The 18,295-nt window shown below is 38.4% G+C and carries 16 protein-coding genes, 1 tRNA gene and 1 rRNA gene; 1 reads left to right on the top strand and 17 read right to left on the bottom strand.

Annotation, left to right across the window (positions count from 1 at the left end; translation table 11 throughout):
* From BLR86_RS24285 to spoIIE, 17 genes are all read right to left on the bottom strand, one after another.
* Positions 1-77, bottom strand: a 16S ribosomal RNA gene (locus BLR86_RS24285); the annotation flags it as partial.
* 690 nt (positions 78-767) lie between these two features.
* Positions 768-2,252, bottom strand: a complete 1,485-nt coding sequence (gene lysS, locus BLR86_RS24280) for a lysine--tRNA ligase (RefSeq protein WP_090768004.1) — start codon at positions 2,250-2,252, stop codon at positions 768-770.
* A 178-nt stretch (positions 2,253-2,430) separates the two neighbouring features.
* Positions 2,431-3,429, bottom strand: coding sequence for a tRNA dihydrouridine synthase DusB (dusB, locus tag BLR86_RS24275; protein ID WP_090768000.1), 999 nt, complete (start codon positions 3,427-3,429; stop codon positions 2,431-2,433).
* 18 nt (positions 3,430-3,447) lie between these two features.
* Entirely contained in the window at positions 3,448-3,654 is a 207-nt protein-coding gene (locus tag BLR86_RS24270; RefSeq protein ID WP_090767997.1) for a helix-turn-helix domain-containing protein, read from the bottom strand.
* Entirely contained in the window at positions 3,606-4,133 is a 528-nt protein-coding gene (gene folK, locus BLR86_RS24265) for a 2-amino-4-hydroxy-6-hydroxymethyldihydropteridine diphosphokinase (RefSeq protein WP_090767994.1), read from the bottom strand. The genes BLR86_RS24270 and folK overlap by 49 nt, the downstream gene beginning before the upstream one ends.
* A 2-nt stretch (positions 4,134-4,135) precedes the next feature.
* A complete protein-coding gene (folB, locus tag BLR86_RS24260) occupies positions 4,136-4,495 on the bottom strand; it encodes a dihydroneopterin aldolase (protein ID WP_090767991.1) in 360 nt (119 codons plus the stop codon).
* Complete coding sequence (gene folP, locus BLR86_RS24255; protein ID WP_090767989.1) at positions 4,488-5,321, bottom strand: dihydropteroate synthase; 834 nt, start codon at positions 5,319-5,321, stop codon at positions 4,488-4,490. The genes folB and folP overlap by 8 nt, the downstream gene beginning before the upstream one ends.
* Before the next feature lie 107 nt (positions 5,322-5,428).
* Positions 5,429-6,358 carry a cysteine synthase A gene (gene cysK / locus BLR86_RS24250; protein ID WP_090767985.1) on the bottom strand — a complete coding sequence of 310 codons (930 nt, stop codon included), beginning with the start codon at positions 6,356-6,358 and terminating at the stop codon, positions 5,429-5,431.
* A gap of 179 nt (positions 6,359-6,537) precedes the next feature.
* The gene (locus BLR86_RS24245; protein WP_090767983.1) at positions 6,538-7,422 is read right to left on the bottom strand and encodes a peptidyl-prolyl cis-trans isomerase; all 885 of its coding nucleotides are present in this window, start codon (positions 7,420-7,422) and stop codon (positions 6,538-6,540) included.
* A gap of 20 nt (positions 7,423-7,442) precedes the next feature.
* On the bottom strand, positions 7,443-8,321 hold the full coding sequence (gene hslO, locus BLR86_RS24240) for an Hsp33 family molecular chaperone HslO (protein ID WP_090767980.1): 879 nt from the start codon (positions 8,319-8,321) through the stop codon (positions 7,443-7,445).
* Between the two features lie 14 nt (positions 8,322-8,335).
* The gene (locus tag BLR86_RS24235) at positions 8,336-9,121 is read right to left on the bottom strand and encodes a type III pantothenate kinase (RefSeq protein ID WP_090767977.1); all 786 of its coding nucleotides are present in this window, start codon (positions 9,119-9,121) and stop codon (positions 8,336-8,338) included.
* Positions 9,122-9,232: 111 nt separating this feature from the next.
* Complete coding sequence (ftsH, locus tag BLR86_RS24230; protein WP_090767972.1) at positions 9,233-11,182, bottom strand: ATP-dependent zinc metalloprotease FtsH; 1,950 nt, start codon at positions 11,180-11,182, stop codon at positions 9,233-9,235.
* Positions 11,183-11,270: 88 nt separating this feature from the next.
* Positions 11,271-11,819, bottom strand: a complete 549-nt coding sequence (hpt, locus tag BLR86_RS24225; RefSeq protein ID WP_090767969.1) for a hypoxanthine phosphoribosyltransferase — start codon at positions 11,817-11,819, stop codon at positions 11,271-11,273.
* 23 nt (positions 11,820-11,842) lie between these two features.
* The gene (tilS, locus tag BLR86_RS24220; protein ID WP_090767966.1) at positions 11,843-13,231 is read right to left on the bottom strand and encodes a tRNA lysidine(34) synthetase TilS; all 1,389 of its coding nucleotides are present in this window, start codon (positions 13,229-13,231) and stop codon (positions 11,843-11,845) included.
* Between the two features lie 233 nt (positions 13,232-13,464).
* A complete protein-coding gene (locus tag BLR86_RS24215; protein ID WP_090767962.1) occupies positions 13,465-14,490 on the bottom strand; it encodes a protein kinase domain-containing protein in 1,026 nt (341 codons plus the stop codon).
* Complete coding sequence (locus BLR86_RS24210; RefSeq protein ID WP_090767958.1) at positions 14,459-15,196, bottom strand: VWA domain-containing protein; 738 nt, start codon at positions 15,194-15,196, stop codon at positions 14,459-14,461. The genes BLR86_RS24215 and BLR86_RS24210 overlap by 32 nt, the downstream gene beginning before the upstream one ends.
* A gap of 95 nt (positions 15,197-15,291) precedes the next feature.
* A complete protein-coding gene (gene spoIIE / locus BLR86_RS24205) occupies positions 15,292-17,772 on the bottom strand; it encodes a stage II sporulation protein E (RefSeq protein WP_090767955.1) in 2,481 nt (826 codons plus the stop codon).
* A 237-nt stretch (positions 17,773-18,009) separates the two neighbouring features.
* Between spoIIE and BLR86_RS24200 the strand changes: the two genes are divergently transcribed.
* Positions 18,010-18,083, top strand: a tRNA-Met gene (locus BLR86_RS24200).
* Positions 18,084-18,295 lie beyond the last annotated feature (212 nt).

The raw sequence follows: 18,295 nt of genomic DNA, 5'->3' as shown, positions 1-18,295 counted from the left end.
CTCAAGATTCGCTCGACTTGCATGTATTAGGCACGCCGCCAGCGTTCGTCCTGAGCCAGGATCAAACTCTCCAAGAAAGTTGATATAGCTCATTTTGTTACGTTGGCTTAGCTTTTATAAAAAGCTAAAAAATTGTTTGTTGACGTTCTTGTTTGTTTAGTTTTCAAAGAACAAAGCTACCTCACGGAATCACTATATAAAATATCAAACTTACGATAATTTCATCGAGCAATTCTTGTTCATCGCTCAAAAGCGACTTTATCATCTTATCAAGTTATCAACCTAAAGTCAACAACTTTTTAAATTCTTTTTTAAAAATCATGTTGTTTCGCAACAACAGATATTAATATACCACCATTTATTTAACAGCGCAATAGCTTTTCTAGGATATTTATTAAATATCCTAAAATAACAATTTTCAAACTCCTCTATACAATAAAATAGGTTCTGCTATTATTCATTGTTGATTTTCGTGTAGAAAAATTTTTAAGCGGAGAATTTCCGGCTAATATCGATAGTGGGGGCTTAAGGAGCCGATATAAGCGGAGATATTCCGACTAACTGTTCACAATAAGACAAAAGCCATCGTTTTGGAACGTATAACCGGAAAAACTCCGCTTATTTTAAGGTAAATATGGGAATTTCCCGAAATAAACGGAATTTCTCCGCCTATTTTTCAATTTGAGTGAAATCAATATTTACGTTTAACACAGCAATAAAATAAAAAAAGGCACCCAATGTTAGGTGCCTTTTTTCATAATCATTTTTTAACGATGGCGCATTAACGGGAATAATAATACATCACGAATTGAAGGTGAATTGGTTAACAGCATTACTAAACGGTCAATTCCAATTCCTAGACCTCCTGTAGGTGGCATACCATATTCCAATGCTTCTACAAAGTCTTCGTCCATTTCATGTGCTTCATCATTACCCTGCTCACGCTCTTTTAATTGTGCTTCAAAACGCTCTCTTTGGTCAATTGGATCATTTAACTCAGTAAATGCATTGGCGTGTTCTCGAGCAACAATAAATAACTCAAAACGATCTGTAAATCTTGAATCATCTTCGTTTTTCTTAGCAAGCGGAGAGATTTCAACCGGATGTCCATAAATAAAAGTAGGCTGGATTAACTTCTCTTCAACCTTTTGCTCAAAGAATTCATTAACGATGTGGCCATAAAGCATATGTTCAGTTATTTCTACTCTATGTTCCTTCGCAAGCGCGCGGGCCTCTTCCACAGTCATTTGTTTCCAGAAATCTGCTCCTGTATATTCTTTTATCGCGTCAACCATATGAAGTCTCTTCCATTCCGGCTTAAGGTTGACTTCATACTCTCCGTATTGGACAGTTGTGGTTCCCAATACTTCTTGTGCAATGTGTGCAATTAGATTTTCAGTCAGACTCATAATGTCCTGATAATCCGCATATGCCTCGTAAAGTTCAATCATTGTAAACTCTGGGTTGTGACGGGTAGAAACACCTTCATTACGAAATACACGGCCAATTTCATAAACCTTTTCAAGTCCACCAACAATCAGGCGCTTCAAGTGAAGTTCAATCGCAATCCGCATGTATAGTTCCATATCAAGTGCATTGTGATGAGTAATAAACGGACGCGCTGACGCACCACCGGCAATCGAATGCATCATCGGAGTTTCAACCTCTAAATAACCACTATTATCCAGGTAACGACGCATAGACTGAATGATTTTACTACGGGTAATAAAAGTCTCTCTGCTCTCTTGGCTGACAATTAAATCTAAATATCGCTGACGGTAGCGCTGTTCCACATCTTTAAGACCATGGAATTTATCTGGTAACGGACGGAGTGCCTTAGTTAAAAATGTATAGTTTTGAACCTTTACCGATAATTCTCCAACCTTTGTTTTAAATAAAGTTCCAGTAACACCGATAATATCTCCTAAATCTGAGCTATTAAATACTTCGTATGCTTCCTCACCAAGCGCATCTACCCTCACATACACTTGAATTTGCCCAGTAAGATCTTGAATATTTGCAAATCCCGCTTTACCTTTACCACGCTTAGTCATCATCCGACCTGCAAGAGTAACTTCAACATTTTTTGACTCAAGGTCTTCTTTCTCTAACTCTCCATACTGATTTATCAACTCATTGATACTATGAGTACGGTCAAAACGTTTCCCAAACGGATCTATTCCATTTTCACGCATCGTATTCATTTTTTCTCGTCTGACCTTCAGCTGGTCATTTAATTCTTCGTGACTCATGCTAATCAACTCCAATTACTTCTTTTTATGTAAACCATACATGTAATCCCTTAAACTTTTACGCATACTATATTATTCTACACAATCTCAACAATTCAGACATCAAAATATAAAAGAAAACTGCCAGTTATTTCACTGGCAGTGGTCATTATAGAAAAGCATGTTAGTAAAGTCAACTTTAACCTACTATTACTTGACTTTCCTTCTCTTCTACTTCTGCTACTAAACCATTTAATAGTCCAACTAATTCGTCACGAGTATTACAGTCATTAATAGCCATTCTAACTTTCGCATTGCCTTTTACACCTTTTAAATACCATGCTGCATGTTTACGCATTTCTCTAACTGCAACATATTCATTTTTAAGAGCAATTAATCGATCCAAGTGTAAAATACATACATCCATTTTTTCACGAACAGATGGCTCGCCCATTAATTTTCCTGTTTCAAGGAATTGAACAGTACGATAAATCATCCATGGATTTCCGAGAGCAGCTCTACCAATCATGACACCGTCGCAGCCGGTTTCTTCTAGCATTCTTTTTGCATCCTGAGGAGTTTCAACATCGCCGTTCCCAATCAGTGGGATGTTAAGATTCTGCTTTACTTCTCTAATAATGTCCCAGTTTGCTTTTCCCTCATACATCTGAACGCGCGTTCGTCCATGAAGGGCCACGGCCTGCCCACCAGCCCGTTCAACAGCCTGTGCATTCTTGACAGCAAAAATATGGTCTTCATCCCAGCCCATTCTCATTTTAACCGTTACTGGTTTATCAACGGCTTCTACAACAACTGAAACCATTTCATATATTTTATTCGGGTCTAGCAGCCATTTTGCACCAGCATCACATTTCGTGATTTTTGGAACAGGGCAACCCATATTGATATCAATGATATCCGCATTGGTATTTTTATCTACAAATTGCGCTGCCTCAACTAGCGTTTTCCTTTCACCACCAAAAATTTGCAGGCTTAACGGTTTTTCGCGCTGATCAATGTAAAGCATGTTCATTGTCTTTTCATTTTTTAATACAATTCCCTTATCACTGACCATTTCCGCACATACTAAACCAGCCCCGAACTCTTTTACCGTTAAACGGAAGGCGGAGTTACAGACACCGGCCATCGGTGCCAAAACGACTTGATTTTTCAATTCAATATCGCCGATTTTTAACAAACAACGATCCCTCCGTTTCTATTCGTTTGGTGATAATTCTTCCAAGCTTATATTTAAAGTTGAACCAATTCTATTAAGTAAGTCACCTGTAGGCAGACGATTACCTCTCTCAATCTCACCAATTATTGATACTGATACACCAAGTTCCTTCGAGAAGCTTTCCTGTGTGTAACCCTTTAGCTTCCGATAGGCTCGAATACGTCTTCCCCATTTTTCCGCTTCCATATCCGGACTCCTTCTTTGTTAGGTAATTCATCAATCCATGCTGTAAGTGGTCTTTCTAAATTTGGAATAATTAGGTCAGGTTTTATCTCTGACAAAGGAATCATGACAAAATCCCGTTCTAGCATCCGTGGATGTGGAACAACAAGTTTCTCTGTTTCAATATTTTCTTGGCTATAAAGGAGAATGTCAAGGTCAATTGTTCTTGGACCCCAAACGATTTCCCTTTTTCTCCCAAGTTCTAATTCAACTTTTAAACAATAATCAAGCAATTCATGAGCACCAAATGAAGTAATAATCTCAATCACCATATTTAAAAATAAATCTTGATCCTCGTACCCAACAGGATCTGTTTCATATACAGAGGAGTAATTTACCAACTGGATTTTCGGATGATTAACTAGTCGCTCTAATGCTTTCGTTAAATAATCATACCTGTTTCCGATATTAGAACCAAGTGCAATAAATGCTGTATTTTCCATTTTTATCTTCTCCTCGTGATTTCTACTGCAACAGATTGGTAATGACCAGGAATGGGCGGATCTGGTTTGATTACTTTAATTGTCGCTTCTAAAACAAGAGGAAAATGCTCCAATACAGTAGTGGCAATTTTCTCCGCAACTGCTTCTATAAGTTTAAAAGGTTTTCCCTCAACAATCTCCTTGCATACCAGAAATAACTCTCCATAGTTTACAGAATACTCGAGTTCATCCGTTTCACCAGCTTTTTTTAAATCTACTTGAACCATTAAATCAACAATAAAACGTTGACCCAGTTTGTTTTCCTCTGGAAAAACTCCATGATAACCGTAAAATTCCATTTGGTTAACAAAAATTCTATCCAAGCTTAACACCCTTCCCCATCAGAACGTCCATCATTTTTGCCATTCTGCTCATTTCTTTTACATCATGGATACGAATGATTTGACATCCCTTTTGGATTCCAAAGCAAACAGTTGCACCTGTCCCTTCCATTCTTTCCGTCACAGGAAGGTCCAGCGCTTGTCCAATCACAGATTTCTTTGAGGTTCCTAAAAGGACAGGATAGCCTAGAGCTGTCAGAGTATCTAAATTTTGCATCATCAAAATATTTTCATTAAAGTCTTTTGCAAAACCAATACCAGGATCTAAAATAATCTGTTCATCTCGTACACCTGCTTGTTTTGCAATCGTGATACTTTCATACAGGTCATTTAACACATCCCTGATGAAAAAAGAATAATCTCGATCATGACGATTGTGCATAAGGATAATCGGAACATTGTAGTCAGCAGCAACTGCAGCCATCTTTTCATCTGCCTTTGCACCCCAAATGTCATTAATAATATGAGCACCAGCTTCAATCGCTTTTTGAGCAACCTTAGCTTTATATGTATCAATAGAAATAGGGACTCTCACGTGCTTAGAAATAGCCTCAATGACCGGGACAACACGCTCGATTTCTTCCTCTTCGGATATTACAGTATAATCTGGACGGGTTGATTCGCCGCCGATATCAATTATATCAGCTCCGTTATCAACCATCTCTTGGGCCCGCTCAACTGCTAGTTTTACGTTATTGTATTTACCACCATCTGAAAAAGAGTCAGGAGTTGCATTTAATATCCCCATAATGATGGTTTTTTGTTCGAAGTCTAATGTATATTGTCCACATTTGATAGCTGTCTGCATAGATAAAACCACCTCTTTTTTATTCACTTCCTACATCATACAAGAAGAATGTTTTTTAAAGCAAAAAAAAGAGGCTTTAGCTTTCGCTAGAACCTCCTCTTGGTTAATTATTGATCTTCATATTGGTAAAGGGCGGTACTCAAATAACGCTCACCATTATCTGGAATAATGGCAAGGACTTTTTTGCCTTTACCTAGTTTCTTCGCAATTTCTAAAGCTGCATGAATGGCTGCGCCTGATGAAATTCCACCTAGGATTCCTTCTTCCTTTGCAGCACGACGTGAAGCAGTAAAAGCTTCTTCAGCTTGAACTTGAATCACTTCATCATAAAGTTCAGTATTTAAAACAGCCGGAACAAAGCCAGCACCAATTCCTTGAATCTTATGCGGGCCCGGGTTACCACCTGATAATACTGGTGAATCAGTTGGTTCAACTGCATAAATTTTTACATTTGGGAATTTTTCACGAAGAACCTCACCAGCTCCAGTAATCGTTCCGCCTGTACCGATACCTGATACAAAAGCATCTACTTGATCCATTTGTTCTACAATTTCCTTACCAGTAGTTCTGCGGTGAACTTCAGGGTTTGCTTCATTCTCGAATTGTTGTGGAATGAAGTATCCATTTTCACTTGCAAGTGCGTTAGCTTTTGCAATAGCACCCTTCATACCTTCAGGTCCAGGAGTTAGAACTAACTCTGCTCCATAAGCACGCAGCAGATTTCTTCTTTCTAAGCTCATTGTTTCAGGCATAACAAAAATTGCTTTGTACCCTTTAGCTGCAGCTACCATAGCTAGGCCGATACCAGTATTACCACTTGTAGGCTCAATAATCGTATCGACTCCAGGCTTAATTAAACCCTTTTCTTCCGCTGCTTCTATCATTGCCAAAGCAATACGGTCTTTTACACTACTACCAGGGTTAAAATATTCAAGCTTTAAATATACTTCTGCACTGTTTTCTTCAACGATTCTGTTTAATTTTACAATAGGAGTTTGACCAACTAAATCTACAATTGAATTTGCCACACGTACCATGGGAGCACCTCTTTCTTTATTCCGAGTATTTTTATTGGTATTATAAAGAATTTAACAGTTTTCTACTTGTTTTGTCAACCATTTTGCCACTTAATATTTCCTTATTTTTCAATTCTTTTCAAAAAAATTTCCGAAAAAAAAACACAGAAAATATTCCTGTGCTTTTCTTAATTTGCATCTTAATCGCCATAAAACCATTCTACTTTCGCTTCTTTCCAAAAAGTTGTGGAAGAGCCTGATGTCTTCATTTGCTCTAATGCAATTTCTCGGCGTATTTGCAGTTTAACATCCTCATAAGAATACTTTTGACCCTTAACTTCTTTTTCAAGTTTAACAATGGCATAGCCTTGGTCTACTTTGATGGGTTCGCTCCATGCTCCCTCTTTTAACTGCTTTGCTACTTGTAAATACTCTATAGGAAACCGTTCTTCCCCTTCTAGTATAAAACCAATATCGCCGCCTTCATTAGCAGAAAATTCCTCAATCGATTTTTCCATCGCTAATGTTGAAAAACTTGATCCCTGCGATAATTCCTTGATGGCCTTCTCTGCCTCTTCACTTGATTTAACGATAATATGTGATAAATGATAGGCTGGAGAAATATCAAAAAGCTCCTTATTCGCTTCATAGTAAGCTTTCATTTCTTTCTCGCTAACCTTAACATCCCTTGTCAGGATCTCTTCCTGGAGAAGACTGTTACGGATATGTTCCTTCCATTTCGCTTCAGTCGTCTTTTTATTCTCACCTGGAGAGCTGTATGTTGTTTGGAGAATTCGATATTCTCTATCAACATCTTCATCGGATACGTTAATTTTATATTTGGCTGCCATTTCTTTAATGACTTTTTGATCAATCATATCCTTAAGGACATCTTTTCCGTATCTCGACTCTAATTCATTTAGCCATTCTTGCCTGGTAATGGTGCTTTTCCCCACAGTCGCGACCGCTTCCTCATTGTCCGCAGTCCCGCTTACCTCTTTCACTTTTGAAAGGAAAAAGGCAATAGTTAGACAGTTCAACAAGATAAGTGCTGCAACAACAATCCATAACTGTTTTCGCCTCAACTACTCCTCCCCCTAAGTTACTATTTTGCCTGGCTCTTTAATTCCTCTAGCTCTTCTTTTGTGAATAGATATTTTTCATTACAAAAATGGCAGTGGGCCTCTGCTTGTCCATCTTCAATAATCATAGCCTCAATTTCACCTTGACCTAACCCGACAATCGCATCAGCAAAGCGATTCTTGGAACATACACACTTAAACTGCACAGGCATTTTTTCTAGAACATGAACCTGGTCCTTCCCAAACAACTCCTCCAGAATTTCTTCCGGAGTAAGCCCCTGTTGTACTAAATTTGAAACGGGAGGTATCGTCTTTAGACGCTCTTCTACCTTAGTAATCGTTTCCTCTTTGGTTCCAGGCATTAATTGAAAAATAAATCCACCCGCTGCAAGAATGGTATCATCAGGATTTACCAAAACACCTACTCCAACAGAGGAAGGCACCTGCTCTGAAGTAGCAAAATAATAAGTGAAGTCTTCCCCTAATTCACCGGATACGATGGGTACGAGACCCGTGAAGAAATCACGAAGACCAGTATCTTTAACAACCGATAACGTGCCGTCAGTGCCGACCGCGCGGCGAACATCTAACTTCCCATGTTCATTTGCTTCAAAGTCAACTTGGGGATTTGTGACATAGCCGCGGACATCGCCTTTTGCATTACTATCCACAAGAATAACCCCAATCGGCCCTCCTCCATCAATTTTAATGGTTAATTTATCTTCACCCTTCAACATAGCCCCCATCATTACACCAGCAGTTAGGGAGCGCCCTAGGGCAGCAGAAGCAGTGCGCCATGTTTGATGTCGACGCTGTGCTTCGGACACTACTTCTGTCGTACGTACAGCATACGCTCTAATTTGACCATCGTAGGCCAATGCCTTTACTAAATAATCAGTCATTATGTATCTCCTTTCTAGTTGCTACCTTTTATATTATCCATATTTCTCTTATAGATTAGCTGCAAACCTTTTAACGTTAAAAATGGATCGACGATGTCAATAATCTTGGATTCTTGAGCAATCAAAGGAGCTAATCCCCCTGTTGCAATGACTGTCGGCCTTTGTCCACTCTGATCCATTATTCTTCTAACAATACCTTCAACCTGTCCCACATAACCATAGACAATTCCAGCCTGCATAGCTGCAACTGTATTTTTACCAATTATCCCTTCAGGCCGAGCAATCTCAATCCGAGGCAGTTTTGCCGCCTTCGAATACAATGCCTCTGTAGAGATGCCAATCCCAGGTGCAATCGCACCACCCATATATTGACGCTGTTCATTTATGTAGCAATAAGTAGTTGCCGTACCAAAGTCAACAATAATCAATGGACTGCCATACTCGTGTATCGCAGCCACCGCATTAACAATACGGTCCGCTCCTACTTCTCTAGGGTTTTCATACTTAATATTAAGCCCTGTCTTCATTCCTGGTCCTACTACAAGCGGAGTAAGATTAAAATATTTCTTGCACATTCTTTCAAGTGCAAACATGATCGGTGGAACAACCGAAGAAATAATAATCCCCTCTATTTGCGAAAATGATAAACCTGATGCATCAAAAAGGGATTTAATAATCATCCCAAATTCATCTTCTGTTCGGTTTCTGTTTGTTTCCACACGCCAGTGATAGGTAAGCTCTTCTCCTTTATATACACCTAAAACAGTATTTGTATTCCCTACATCAAATACGAAAATCAAAAGAATCACTCACTTTTTAAGATTTTTCTTAAGTCACGCTGGAAATATCATATCACAATTACTTTTTTTCGTGAAAAAAGAGTGCTCTTTAAAAGCACTCTTTTTAATCATTTACTTTTCCTCTGTATCTGAAGGATTGATCGTTAATTCTTCGTCCTTCTTTGAACTGATATTTACTTTTACATCATCTATTTTCTTCATATCCACTGGTCTAGATTCTTCAAGCTCGGCAGCAGACTCTGGCATACGACCATTTTGAATTAAGTATTCAATTTGCTCTGCATTGAGCGTTTCGACTTCAAGAAGAGTCTTGGCTATCAGATCTAGTTTATCTCGATTCTCAGTAAGAATGGTTGTAGCTCTTTCATAACATTCTTTCAGAATCCGTTGAATTTCCAGGTCAATTTCAAAGGCAATAGCATCAGAATAGTTTTGTTCGTTATGAATGTCACGTCCTAAGAAAACTTGACCTCCAGATGCTTGACCGAATTGTCCAACACCCAGCTTGTCACTCATACCATATTCAGTAACCATTTTACGAGCAATTCCGGTTGCACGTTGGAAGTCATTGTGCGCACCCGTACTTACTTCACCAAAGACAATCTCTTCGGCAACACGTCCACCCAATAAACCAACAATTTTATCAAGTAATTCTGGTTTGGTCATAAAGTAACGGTCTTCTCTTGGAAGCATAACCGCATATCCACCCGCTTGGCCACGAGGTACGATCGTAACTTTATGAACCATATCCGCCTCATTCAGAACCAAACCAATTACTGTATGTCCGCCCTCATGGAAAGCTACAATGTTGCGTTCTTTCTTAGAAATTACGCGGCTCTTTTTCGCAGGGCCTGCAATAACCCTATCTGTAGCTTCATCAATATCTTCCATGTCAACTTTCTTCTTATTCTGACGTGCAGCAACCAATGCTGCCTCATTTAATAAGTTTTCTAAGTCTGCACCCGAGAAACCAGGTGTACGCATAGCGATATTCTTTAAGTTCACTGATTCATCTAATGGCTTGTTCTTGGCATGTACTTTAAGGACTGCTTCACGACCATTAACATCTGGGCGGTCAACAGTAATTTGTCTGTCAAAACGTCCCGGACGAAGCAATGCAGGGTCTAGAATATCTGGGCGGTTAGTCGCTGCAATGATGATGATTCCTTCATTTGCACCGAAACCATCCATCTCAACTAATAATTGGTTCAAGGTTTGCTCACGTTCATCGTGACCGCCGCCTAAACCGGCACCACGTTGACGACCAACAGCGTCAATCTCATCGATAAAAATGATACATGGTGCATTTTTCTTAGCATTCTCAAACAAGTCACGTACACGAGATGCACCGACCCCAACAAACATTTCAACAAAGTCAGAACCACTAATAGAAAAGAAAGGAACGCCAGCTTCACCTGCTACTGCACGCGCAAGTAAAGTTTTACCTGTACCTGGAGGACCAACAAGAAGTACTCCTTTTGGAATACGGGCGCCAAGTTCCGCAAATTTCCGAGGATCTTTTAGGAATTCTACTACTTCGACTAGCTCTTGTTTTTCTTCATCAGCACCTGCTACATCTTTAAATCGAGCTTTCTTCTTATCATCATTATAAAGCTTAGCTTTACTCTTACCGAAGTTCATCACACGGCTGCCGCCGCCTTGAGCCTGGTTTAATAAGAAGAAGAATAGGATAAAGATGATTACAAATGGAATGATGGAAGTAAAGAATGTTACCCATCCACTAGTTTCCTTAGCAGGCATAACTTCTACCTTCGAACCTGCCGCATCAATACGCTCTAAGATCTTTTCACTGTTAGGAACGTACGTTAAAAAGTTCTTACCGTCTTTTATCCCTTTTTCAAACTGCCCCCGAACCTCGAACACACCACGTTCAGGCTGCATAGAAAATGAACTCACTTCATCCTTTTCTAAATGAGTTACAAACTCATTATAGGAAATGTTGTCCGTAGGTTCGTTGCTGCCATTAAAGAAACTTACCACGCCGATTATGACTAAAAATATCAATAAATAAAAGATGGTATTACGGAAAATCCGATTCATCTCTTACCTCCTCCCACGATAAACACTTTTTTAGATAGTATCATAGAAAATCATTCCAATTCTCAAATTACTCTTGTTATAGTTTCGCTTAAAGATTATTGCTATATACTTCAGGTTTCAAAACACCAATATATGGAAGATTACGGTATTTTTCGAGATAATCTAAACCGTATCCAACCACAAATTCGTCTGGGACAATAAAACCAACGTAATCTGCTTTAATTGCACTCTTCCTTCCTGTTGGTTTGTCAAGTAAGGTTACAATTTTGATTGACTTTGCCTTCCGGTAACGGAATAAATCAACGAGATAGCTTAATGTTAAGCCGCTATCAATGATATCCTCAATGATTAAGATGTCCCTTCCTTCAACAGAAGTATCTAAATCCTTTAGGATTTTCACTTCTCCTGAAGAAACAAAGCCAGATCCATAGCTTGATACATCCATAAAATCCATTTCCAGATAGCAATCCATACGTTTTAGTAAATCAGCCATAAATGGCATTGCACCCTTTAGAACGCAAATTGCAAGAGGGACACTATCTTTATATTCCTCCGTTAATTCCGCTGCCAATACCTTAATCTTTTCCTGAATTTCCGCTTCTGAAACTAACACCTTTTCAATATCCTGGTTCATCATCAATTGTGCCTCCTAGAAGATCATTACTTAATATATGTGAGTAGTATATACTGACTTGTTGAATGATTCATGCCTTCGATTGCAGATTTCTTTATGCCAGGAAGCCATATAATCCGCCCATTACTGTCAGTAATAACAGGCCATGTATCTCGATCCTGAATAGGAATTTTACTATCGATAAAAATGTCTTTTAGCTTTTTCGTTCCTGACATTCCTTTTAGATCCATGCGATCCCCTATTTTTCTGGTTCGAATCTTGATGGGCAGGTTAACCTTGTCCGCGGGAAATATTGCATAACATCCCTTTGTTACAATGTTTTCCTTTTCAACAATGACATCCATTCTTACACTTGCCCCGTTAGGTAGTACAATCCCACTAGGTCCTGACAACTCAAAGGAATAGGGAGAAACCTCTTCTACTTCAAATTGGAACGAAAGTTTGGAATAAGTTCGAATAACTTTCAAACCGTTAGGAAAATCAAGAGTTCCAGACGGATGATGATGTCGAATTAAAAATAGAACATGATCAATATGTAAAGCAGAAAGTGACATAGGTATTACTTTGTAAAGATAGTTTAATATTAGTTGAATCCCTCTTCTTTGTAAAGGAATTGGCACTTCTAAAAATGGGATAATGTCAATGGTAACCTTATTGTCTTCACTCATTTTCATTACTTTATTCATTCTTTGGACAGTTAATTCCTGAAGAAGTATTTCATCATTTTGGATATCTTCACTAAAACGCTGAAAATGCTCATGAACATGCTGATTTTCTGCTTTTAAAAAAGGAAGAACTTCTTTACGAAAGCGATTCCTACTATAAATATTTTTTTTGTTACTTGGGTCGATTCTTGGTACCAAACTTTGCTTCTGACAATAATCAGCAAGTTCTTCTTTTGTTAAGGATAAAAACGGGCGAAAAATAAATCCGTTTCCAAAAGGTCTTAAAAATGGGATCCCTGCTCTTGCTGCACCAGAACTTCCTCTTGTCATTCTCATTAGAATCGTTTCCACCTGGTCATCTCCATGGTGGCCAAGGGCTAAATAGTTATAATCGTATTTAACCATAATTTCTTCAAAAAATCCGTATCTTGCTTGTCTTGATGCCACTTGTGAGTTTTTCTTTGTTTGCTCAATTATCTCTGGAACATTAATTTGTGCCATTTCAAAAGGGATGCCTTTTTGTTCACAATATTTTTTTACGAACATTGCATCCTCAAATGACTCTTGACCACGAAACATATGATCAACATGCGCTGCTACAATAGAAAGATTATTCTTTTCTTTTTGTCCCCACAGGTAGTGCAGCATTGCCAGAGAATCTGGACCACCCGAAACACCCACCACCATTTTTTTGTTTTGCATAATAAATGAGTGATGATCTAGAAAGGAAGCTACCTTGGTTTCTAACATTTTGCATTCTTCCTTAAGTTAATTTCTTTTTAAAAAATTGAATATCACTAGCTTACCACTTTTGGAACAAAAGTATCAAAAACAAAGACCTAATTGATTAGGCCTTTTTTTAAAAAAATAAGAAAGTTTTTTGAACTTAGATTACTGTCCAGCGCAAGCAGCCCTAGCGGCTAGTGTCCTTCCGCTTTTCTTATTCCCTTTTATACGAAATGTTTGGCGTTTAGTTTCAAAAATTAAAGAAGTTTTTGAAAAATATACAAAAGGTATAAAAGTGCGAGGAAAATTGTGATAATGATGGTTTCCATCCAGCGACTTTTTTTCTTTTTTCTTCGGTAATTCTGCCGGGATTTAGGTTGTTGTGTTCCAGCCTGGTTTATCTTTTGTTTTTGCATGGTGCTGTTGGTGTTTGTATTGGTATTGGTAACAGCTGCTTTAGTATGAGATTCAGGGGTTTTTTTATCGATGACTAACGTCAATAATTCTGTTCTCATGTGAAGTGCATTTGAATACTGCCCTTGCAGTGCTTTTACAATCACTCTTTCTAATGGAAGTAATTCCTTTTGTTTTCTAATTGCTTCTCTAAGCTGCGAAATCCCTCCTGTTGTCTTATTAAACCGTTTGGGATAGGCTGTATTAATCATAATCATCGCAACTGCAAATAAATCATAGGCTGGATCTGCTTTTCTCGTTCCTAATCCCCAATACCCACGGTCATAAAACTCAGTAAATTCCTTAATGGCTCTTCCTTTTAGCGTTGTCCCACCGACATCAATGCATCTAATCCTTGGGGTTGGGCCTGTAACAATGAGGTTTTCTGGCTTTAAATCCCCAAAAACCCAGCCGTTTTCATGGAGCTTATTCAAATCATTTAATAATTGTAGGAAGAGAACAGTGGTCCATGCTTTACCTGTATTTTGGATAAAGGTCAATAAATCAGGACCTTGAATATATTCCATTGCATAGAAGGAAATTTGACCTTGATTACTTTTCCAATCGTCCACATCAAGCAAAGAAGGTCCGAGGGTTGACCCTTGGACCTTCGCAAACGACCTTAATACGTTTACCTCAGAGGTAATCGACATTCCATTATCACTCATCTTTAATGCTACTTGCGTATTCTTAAACTTTGCAAGATAGACAATGCCGTTTGCTCCATATCCTAATTCCTTTAGAATTGTATATTTATTTGAATGCCATTTCCCCGTTATTACAGTACCAGGTGCAACCCTACATCGACTCTTCAAGGAATGATTCATCATCACTATTCAAAAGACTCCTTAATGAACGTTTTGAACTAAATGAGGATAGTGCTGTTCGAATGGCAGGTCCAGTTGGAGTAATCCCTCCTGTTGTAAGCTGGGAGAAGATACTTGTCAAAGTTTGTAACTTTGGCGTCCAATCTAGAATTTTTTCGACATCATTCTTTTTCCCGGGAAATACAAAAACAGCAAACTGATTATCACCCGTCCGTGCATTCAAGCTTAGAGAAAGGTCAAGTAGAGCTTCTTTAACAGTAGGAAGCTTGTGTTTCATACTTGCGCTTGTATCGACAAGAATCAACACCTCTAATTCGACAGTTTCTCCAAGTTCATCGACTACTTCCATTACTTCTCCCCTTTTTTCTGGAGGAAGATCTTCAATGGTCTGTGATCGACCAAGAATTTGCTGTAATTCTCGATTTACTACACCCTGGATTGTTTGGGTCATCGCTTTTCGCGTCACCATCTGAACGGTTTGTGAGAGTTGTTGAGCATAAACAATTTGACTGACTCCACCGCCAGACATCGCTATTCCTTCAATTTCTGTCAATCCCTTTTCATCAATTACATCCTGTTCCATTACACCGATTACATTTACAGATATGCCTTGTTCCTTTGCAAGTGCAGCCATGGCAATGGGATCCTCTCCTTGATTAGAACAGCCGTCTGTTAGTAATAGAATCTGACGAATTTTCCCTGTATACATACTCATTCTCCCTCCACTTTTTCGAGTTACTTCCATTCTCGACACGGTGAAGGGGATTTATACATAATAAAGAATAGACTGGATAAAATAGTTGATTACGCTCTTTTCTTCATCTTTGTAATCGGAATACTTGCCCATTTGGGTGTATTATGTTTTATTTTTGCCACCGCAATGGTCATATCATCTCCAATTAAGTTATCCCGCGCGCGAATAACCTCTTCCAAGATTAAATCTGATATTTCCTGTGGATCATCGGTTTGGAGTTCTTGAATTTTTCGTTTCATCCATAAATCATAATTTTCCACATGCTTGGGACCTTCAAAGATTCCATCACTCATCATGATTAGTAAATCGCCTGCTTTTAATTGCTCACTAACCACATCGACTTCAAATTCTTCTAACATACCGATTGGTAAATTACTTGCCTGAATTTTGATTACTTTATTTCCCCTTTTGATAAAACTAGGGGTTGAACCAATCTTGAGAAATCTCGCTGATGCATTCTGCAGGTCAATCATGGCTAAATCTAATGTCGAAAAGATTTCATCTGTCGTCCGAAGGGAAAGAATCGAATTCACTGATTTTATCGCGACTTTTTCTTCAATTCCAGATTGCAGTATTTTTTGTAGAAGTTGTAGCGTCTCTTTACTTTCATAATGAGCTCTTTCACCATTTCCCATGCCATCACTAATCGCAATCGCAAATTTCCCTAATCCTAATTCCATCGTTGAATAGCTGTCACCTGATACAAAACCGCCATCCATCGCTGCATGAGCCATTCCTGTTTCAATGGCATAGGCTTTTGATGATCGAAACACTACATGGCAGAAGCCATTCGGGTATGCTGCACATTCTTCAGAGCTTACGATAATTTGTTCACCAAGAATATCCGACAGCATCGGGGCGATTAATTTTTCACACTCACCATGCCCATTACAGAACGGCACAGACATTTCTATATCCACATTCCCTGACTCAAGACTATATATCTCAACATGTTCAACATGAATACCGAAGGCCTGAATTGCCTCCATAATTTGTTCTTCCTGCTTATGATGATTCTCTCTTTCGCGCTGAATTTCCTTTGCAAAGTTATCCATGACCTCTGATACACCAAGAAGTTGATCGGCTACTAGTTTTCTACTTTCTTGTACTTGTTTCTTTAATTTTTGGTTTGCTTGAAAAAATGTTAATTCCTGCTGAACCGCTTCATACACTCTTTTTGAGCGCGTGCAGTGTTTGTCCCATTCTCTAGAAAGCTTTTGCGAGACTATTCCCTGATTTTGGTCCATTTCATGAATAATCTCCTCCATATAGCCATAGGTTGTATTAAAATTCTTTGCCCAGCATTGTTCCTTCTTAAAGCATGTATTACATGTTTTTTCGGTAACATGGCTCATAAAATAATCCATTTCACGTTCATGTTCATTATCACTAGGTTTTACTTCCATCTGTGAAAAACTTTTTGATAGAGCATGAAAGACATTTGAAAATTGGGCGACTCTTTGTGCTGTTACATCACGCATTTTCCTCATGTATTTTTGCTGTTCACTTGTGTACTCTGGTGTGCCGGGAATATATTTGGCCAATTTTGAGGTAAATAGCTGAGGTGTTAATAAAAAAAGGAAAATCGCTGCAGCGGATTCTAATAGTGTCGTGGTTAAAGAGCCTGAACCGCCTTCCTGTCCATACATCCCAATTAATAGTGTTGCAATAAATAAACCAATCGCAACACCTATTTTTTTCCCTTCTTTTAATAAACCGCCTAATACCCCAGAAAAGGCAAGTAAGCTCATATGATAAAAACTTGAAACACTAGCAAGACTAAAAATTAACCCTGTTACGACACCTACAGTCGAACCTACTGTGGCACCAGCAATAAATGAAAATACTAAAACGAGATAGCGGGACATAATATGTTCAAGTGATAAATCATAAATTTTCCAGCCGATTGTTCCGGTCAAAATCGAAGCAAGCATGATAATTAAGCAAACAATTTCCTCTGTTTTTAACATTTGTCTGCGCTTGTTTAAAATTAACAAGGGAATACTCTGTAAAAAAATGAGCGTTAGGATAAAAGCTAAACTTGCCTGAACACCAACCATCAGTACGTCATATAATGACAATTGTCTAGAAATAATAAAAGCCTCGGCTAGCTTCCCTATCCCAAGAATGATGGCCACAAAAAAAGGAATCATTCTCATTTCATTTTTTATCCACTTCTCACTAATCCGATAAATAACTAAAAAGAGAACGGATACCAAAAAGGTAAAGGCTGCGTTCTTTAAGGAGACAGTTGCTGCACCTGCAACCAACCCTACTAACGCGAGGGGCGAACGATCTCTTTTTACTAAAAAGACGGCAGCGAAAAATGGCAAGCTAAAGGGAGCAAGCGTGGACAAGATCAATGCTCTTCCAAGTAAGAAACCTACCAAAAGTAAAAGATAACCCTTTATTAACAAGAAGGATTCAACTTTTAACTGGAATTTTTTTAAGATAGTCTCCCAAGACCATTTAGAAGATCGAAAGTTCAACTCTCCGACCGGTTCTAGTAAACTCCGTTCTAGCTTTTCCATAAGTCACTCTCCTCTATTAATTCTCGTTGAAAACTATTATAAAATTAATAGACTTAAAATTTTGTCAAATTAGTGAATAGTCAGAAAGTTTCGTTCGACGGTTTTCACTATATTCATTCAAATAATGTTTACAAATATAGGATATGTCGGAATGGGGAATAAAATTTTTATTATCCTAAAAATTCATTGACACCTTGATTTATCCTATGTATTATATAACTTGTGTCTTAAACACATGGCGGTGTAGCTCAGCTGGCTAGAGCGTACGGTTCATACCCGTAAGGTCGGGGGTTCGATCCCCTCCGCCGCTATAACGAAAAGCATCGATGTAATCGATGCTTTTTTTTATACAACGGCTCTGATATTATTTATTGTTGATTTTCGTGTAGGTATAAGAATTCATAAGCGGAGAATTTCCGGTTATTGTATATAGTGGAGGCTTTAGAAGCAGATATAAGCGGAGATATTCCGCTTAACTTCTCTAAATAAGACAAAATTCATCGATTTGGATCGGATAACCGGA

Origin of the sequence: Bacillus sp. OK048 (assembly GCF_900103525.1) — a bacterium.
Lineage (GTDB): Bacteria > Bacillota > Bacilli > Bacillales > Cytobacillaceae > Neobacillus.
Note: the sequence above shows the minus strand (reverse complement) of the source record. Positions and strands in the feature narration are given on the sequence as shown.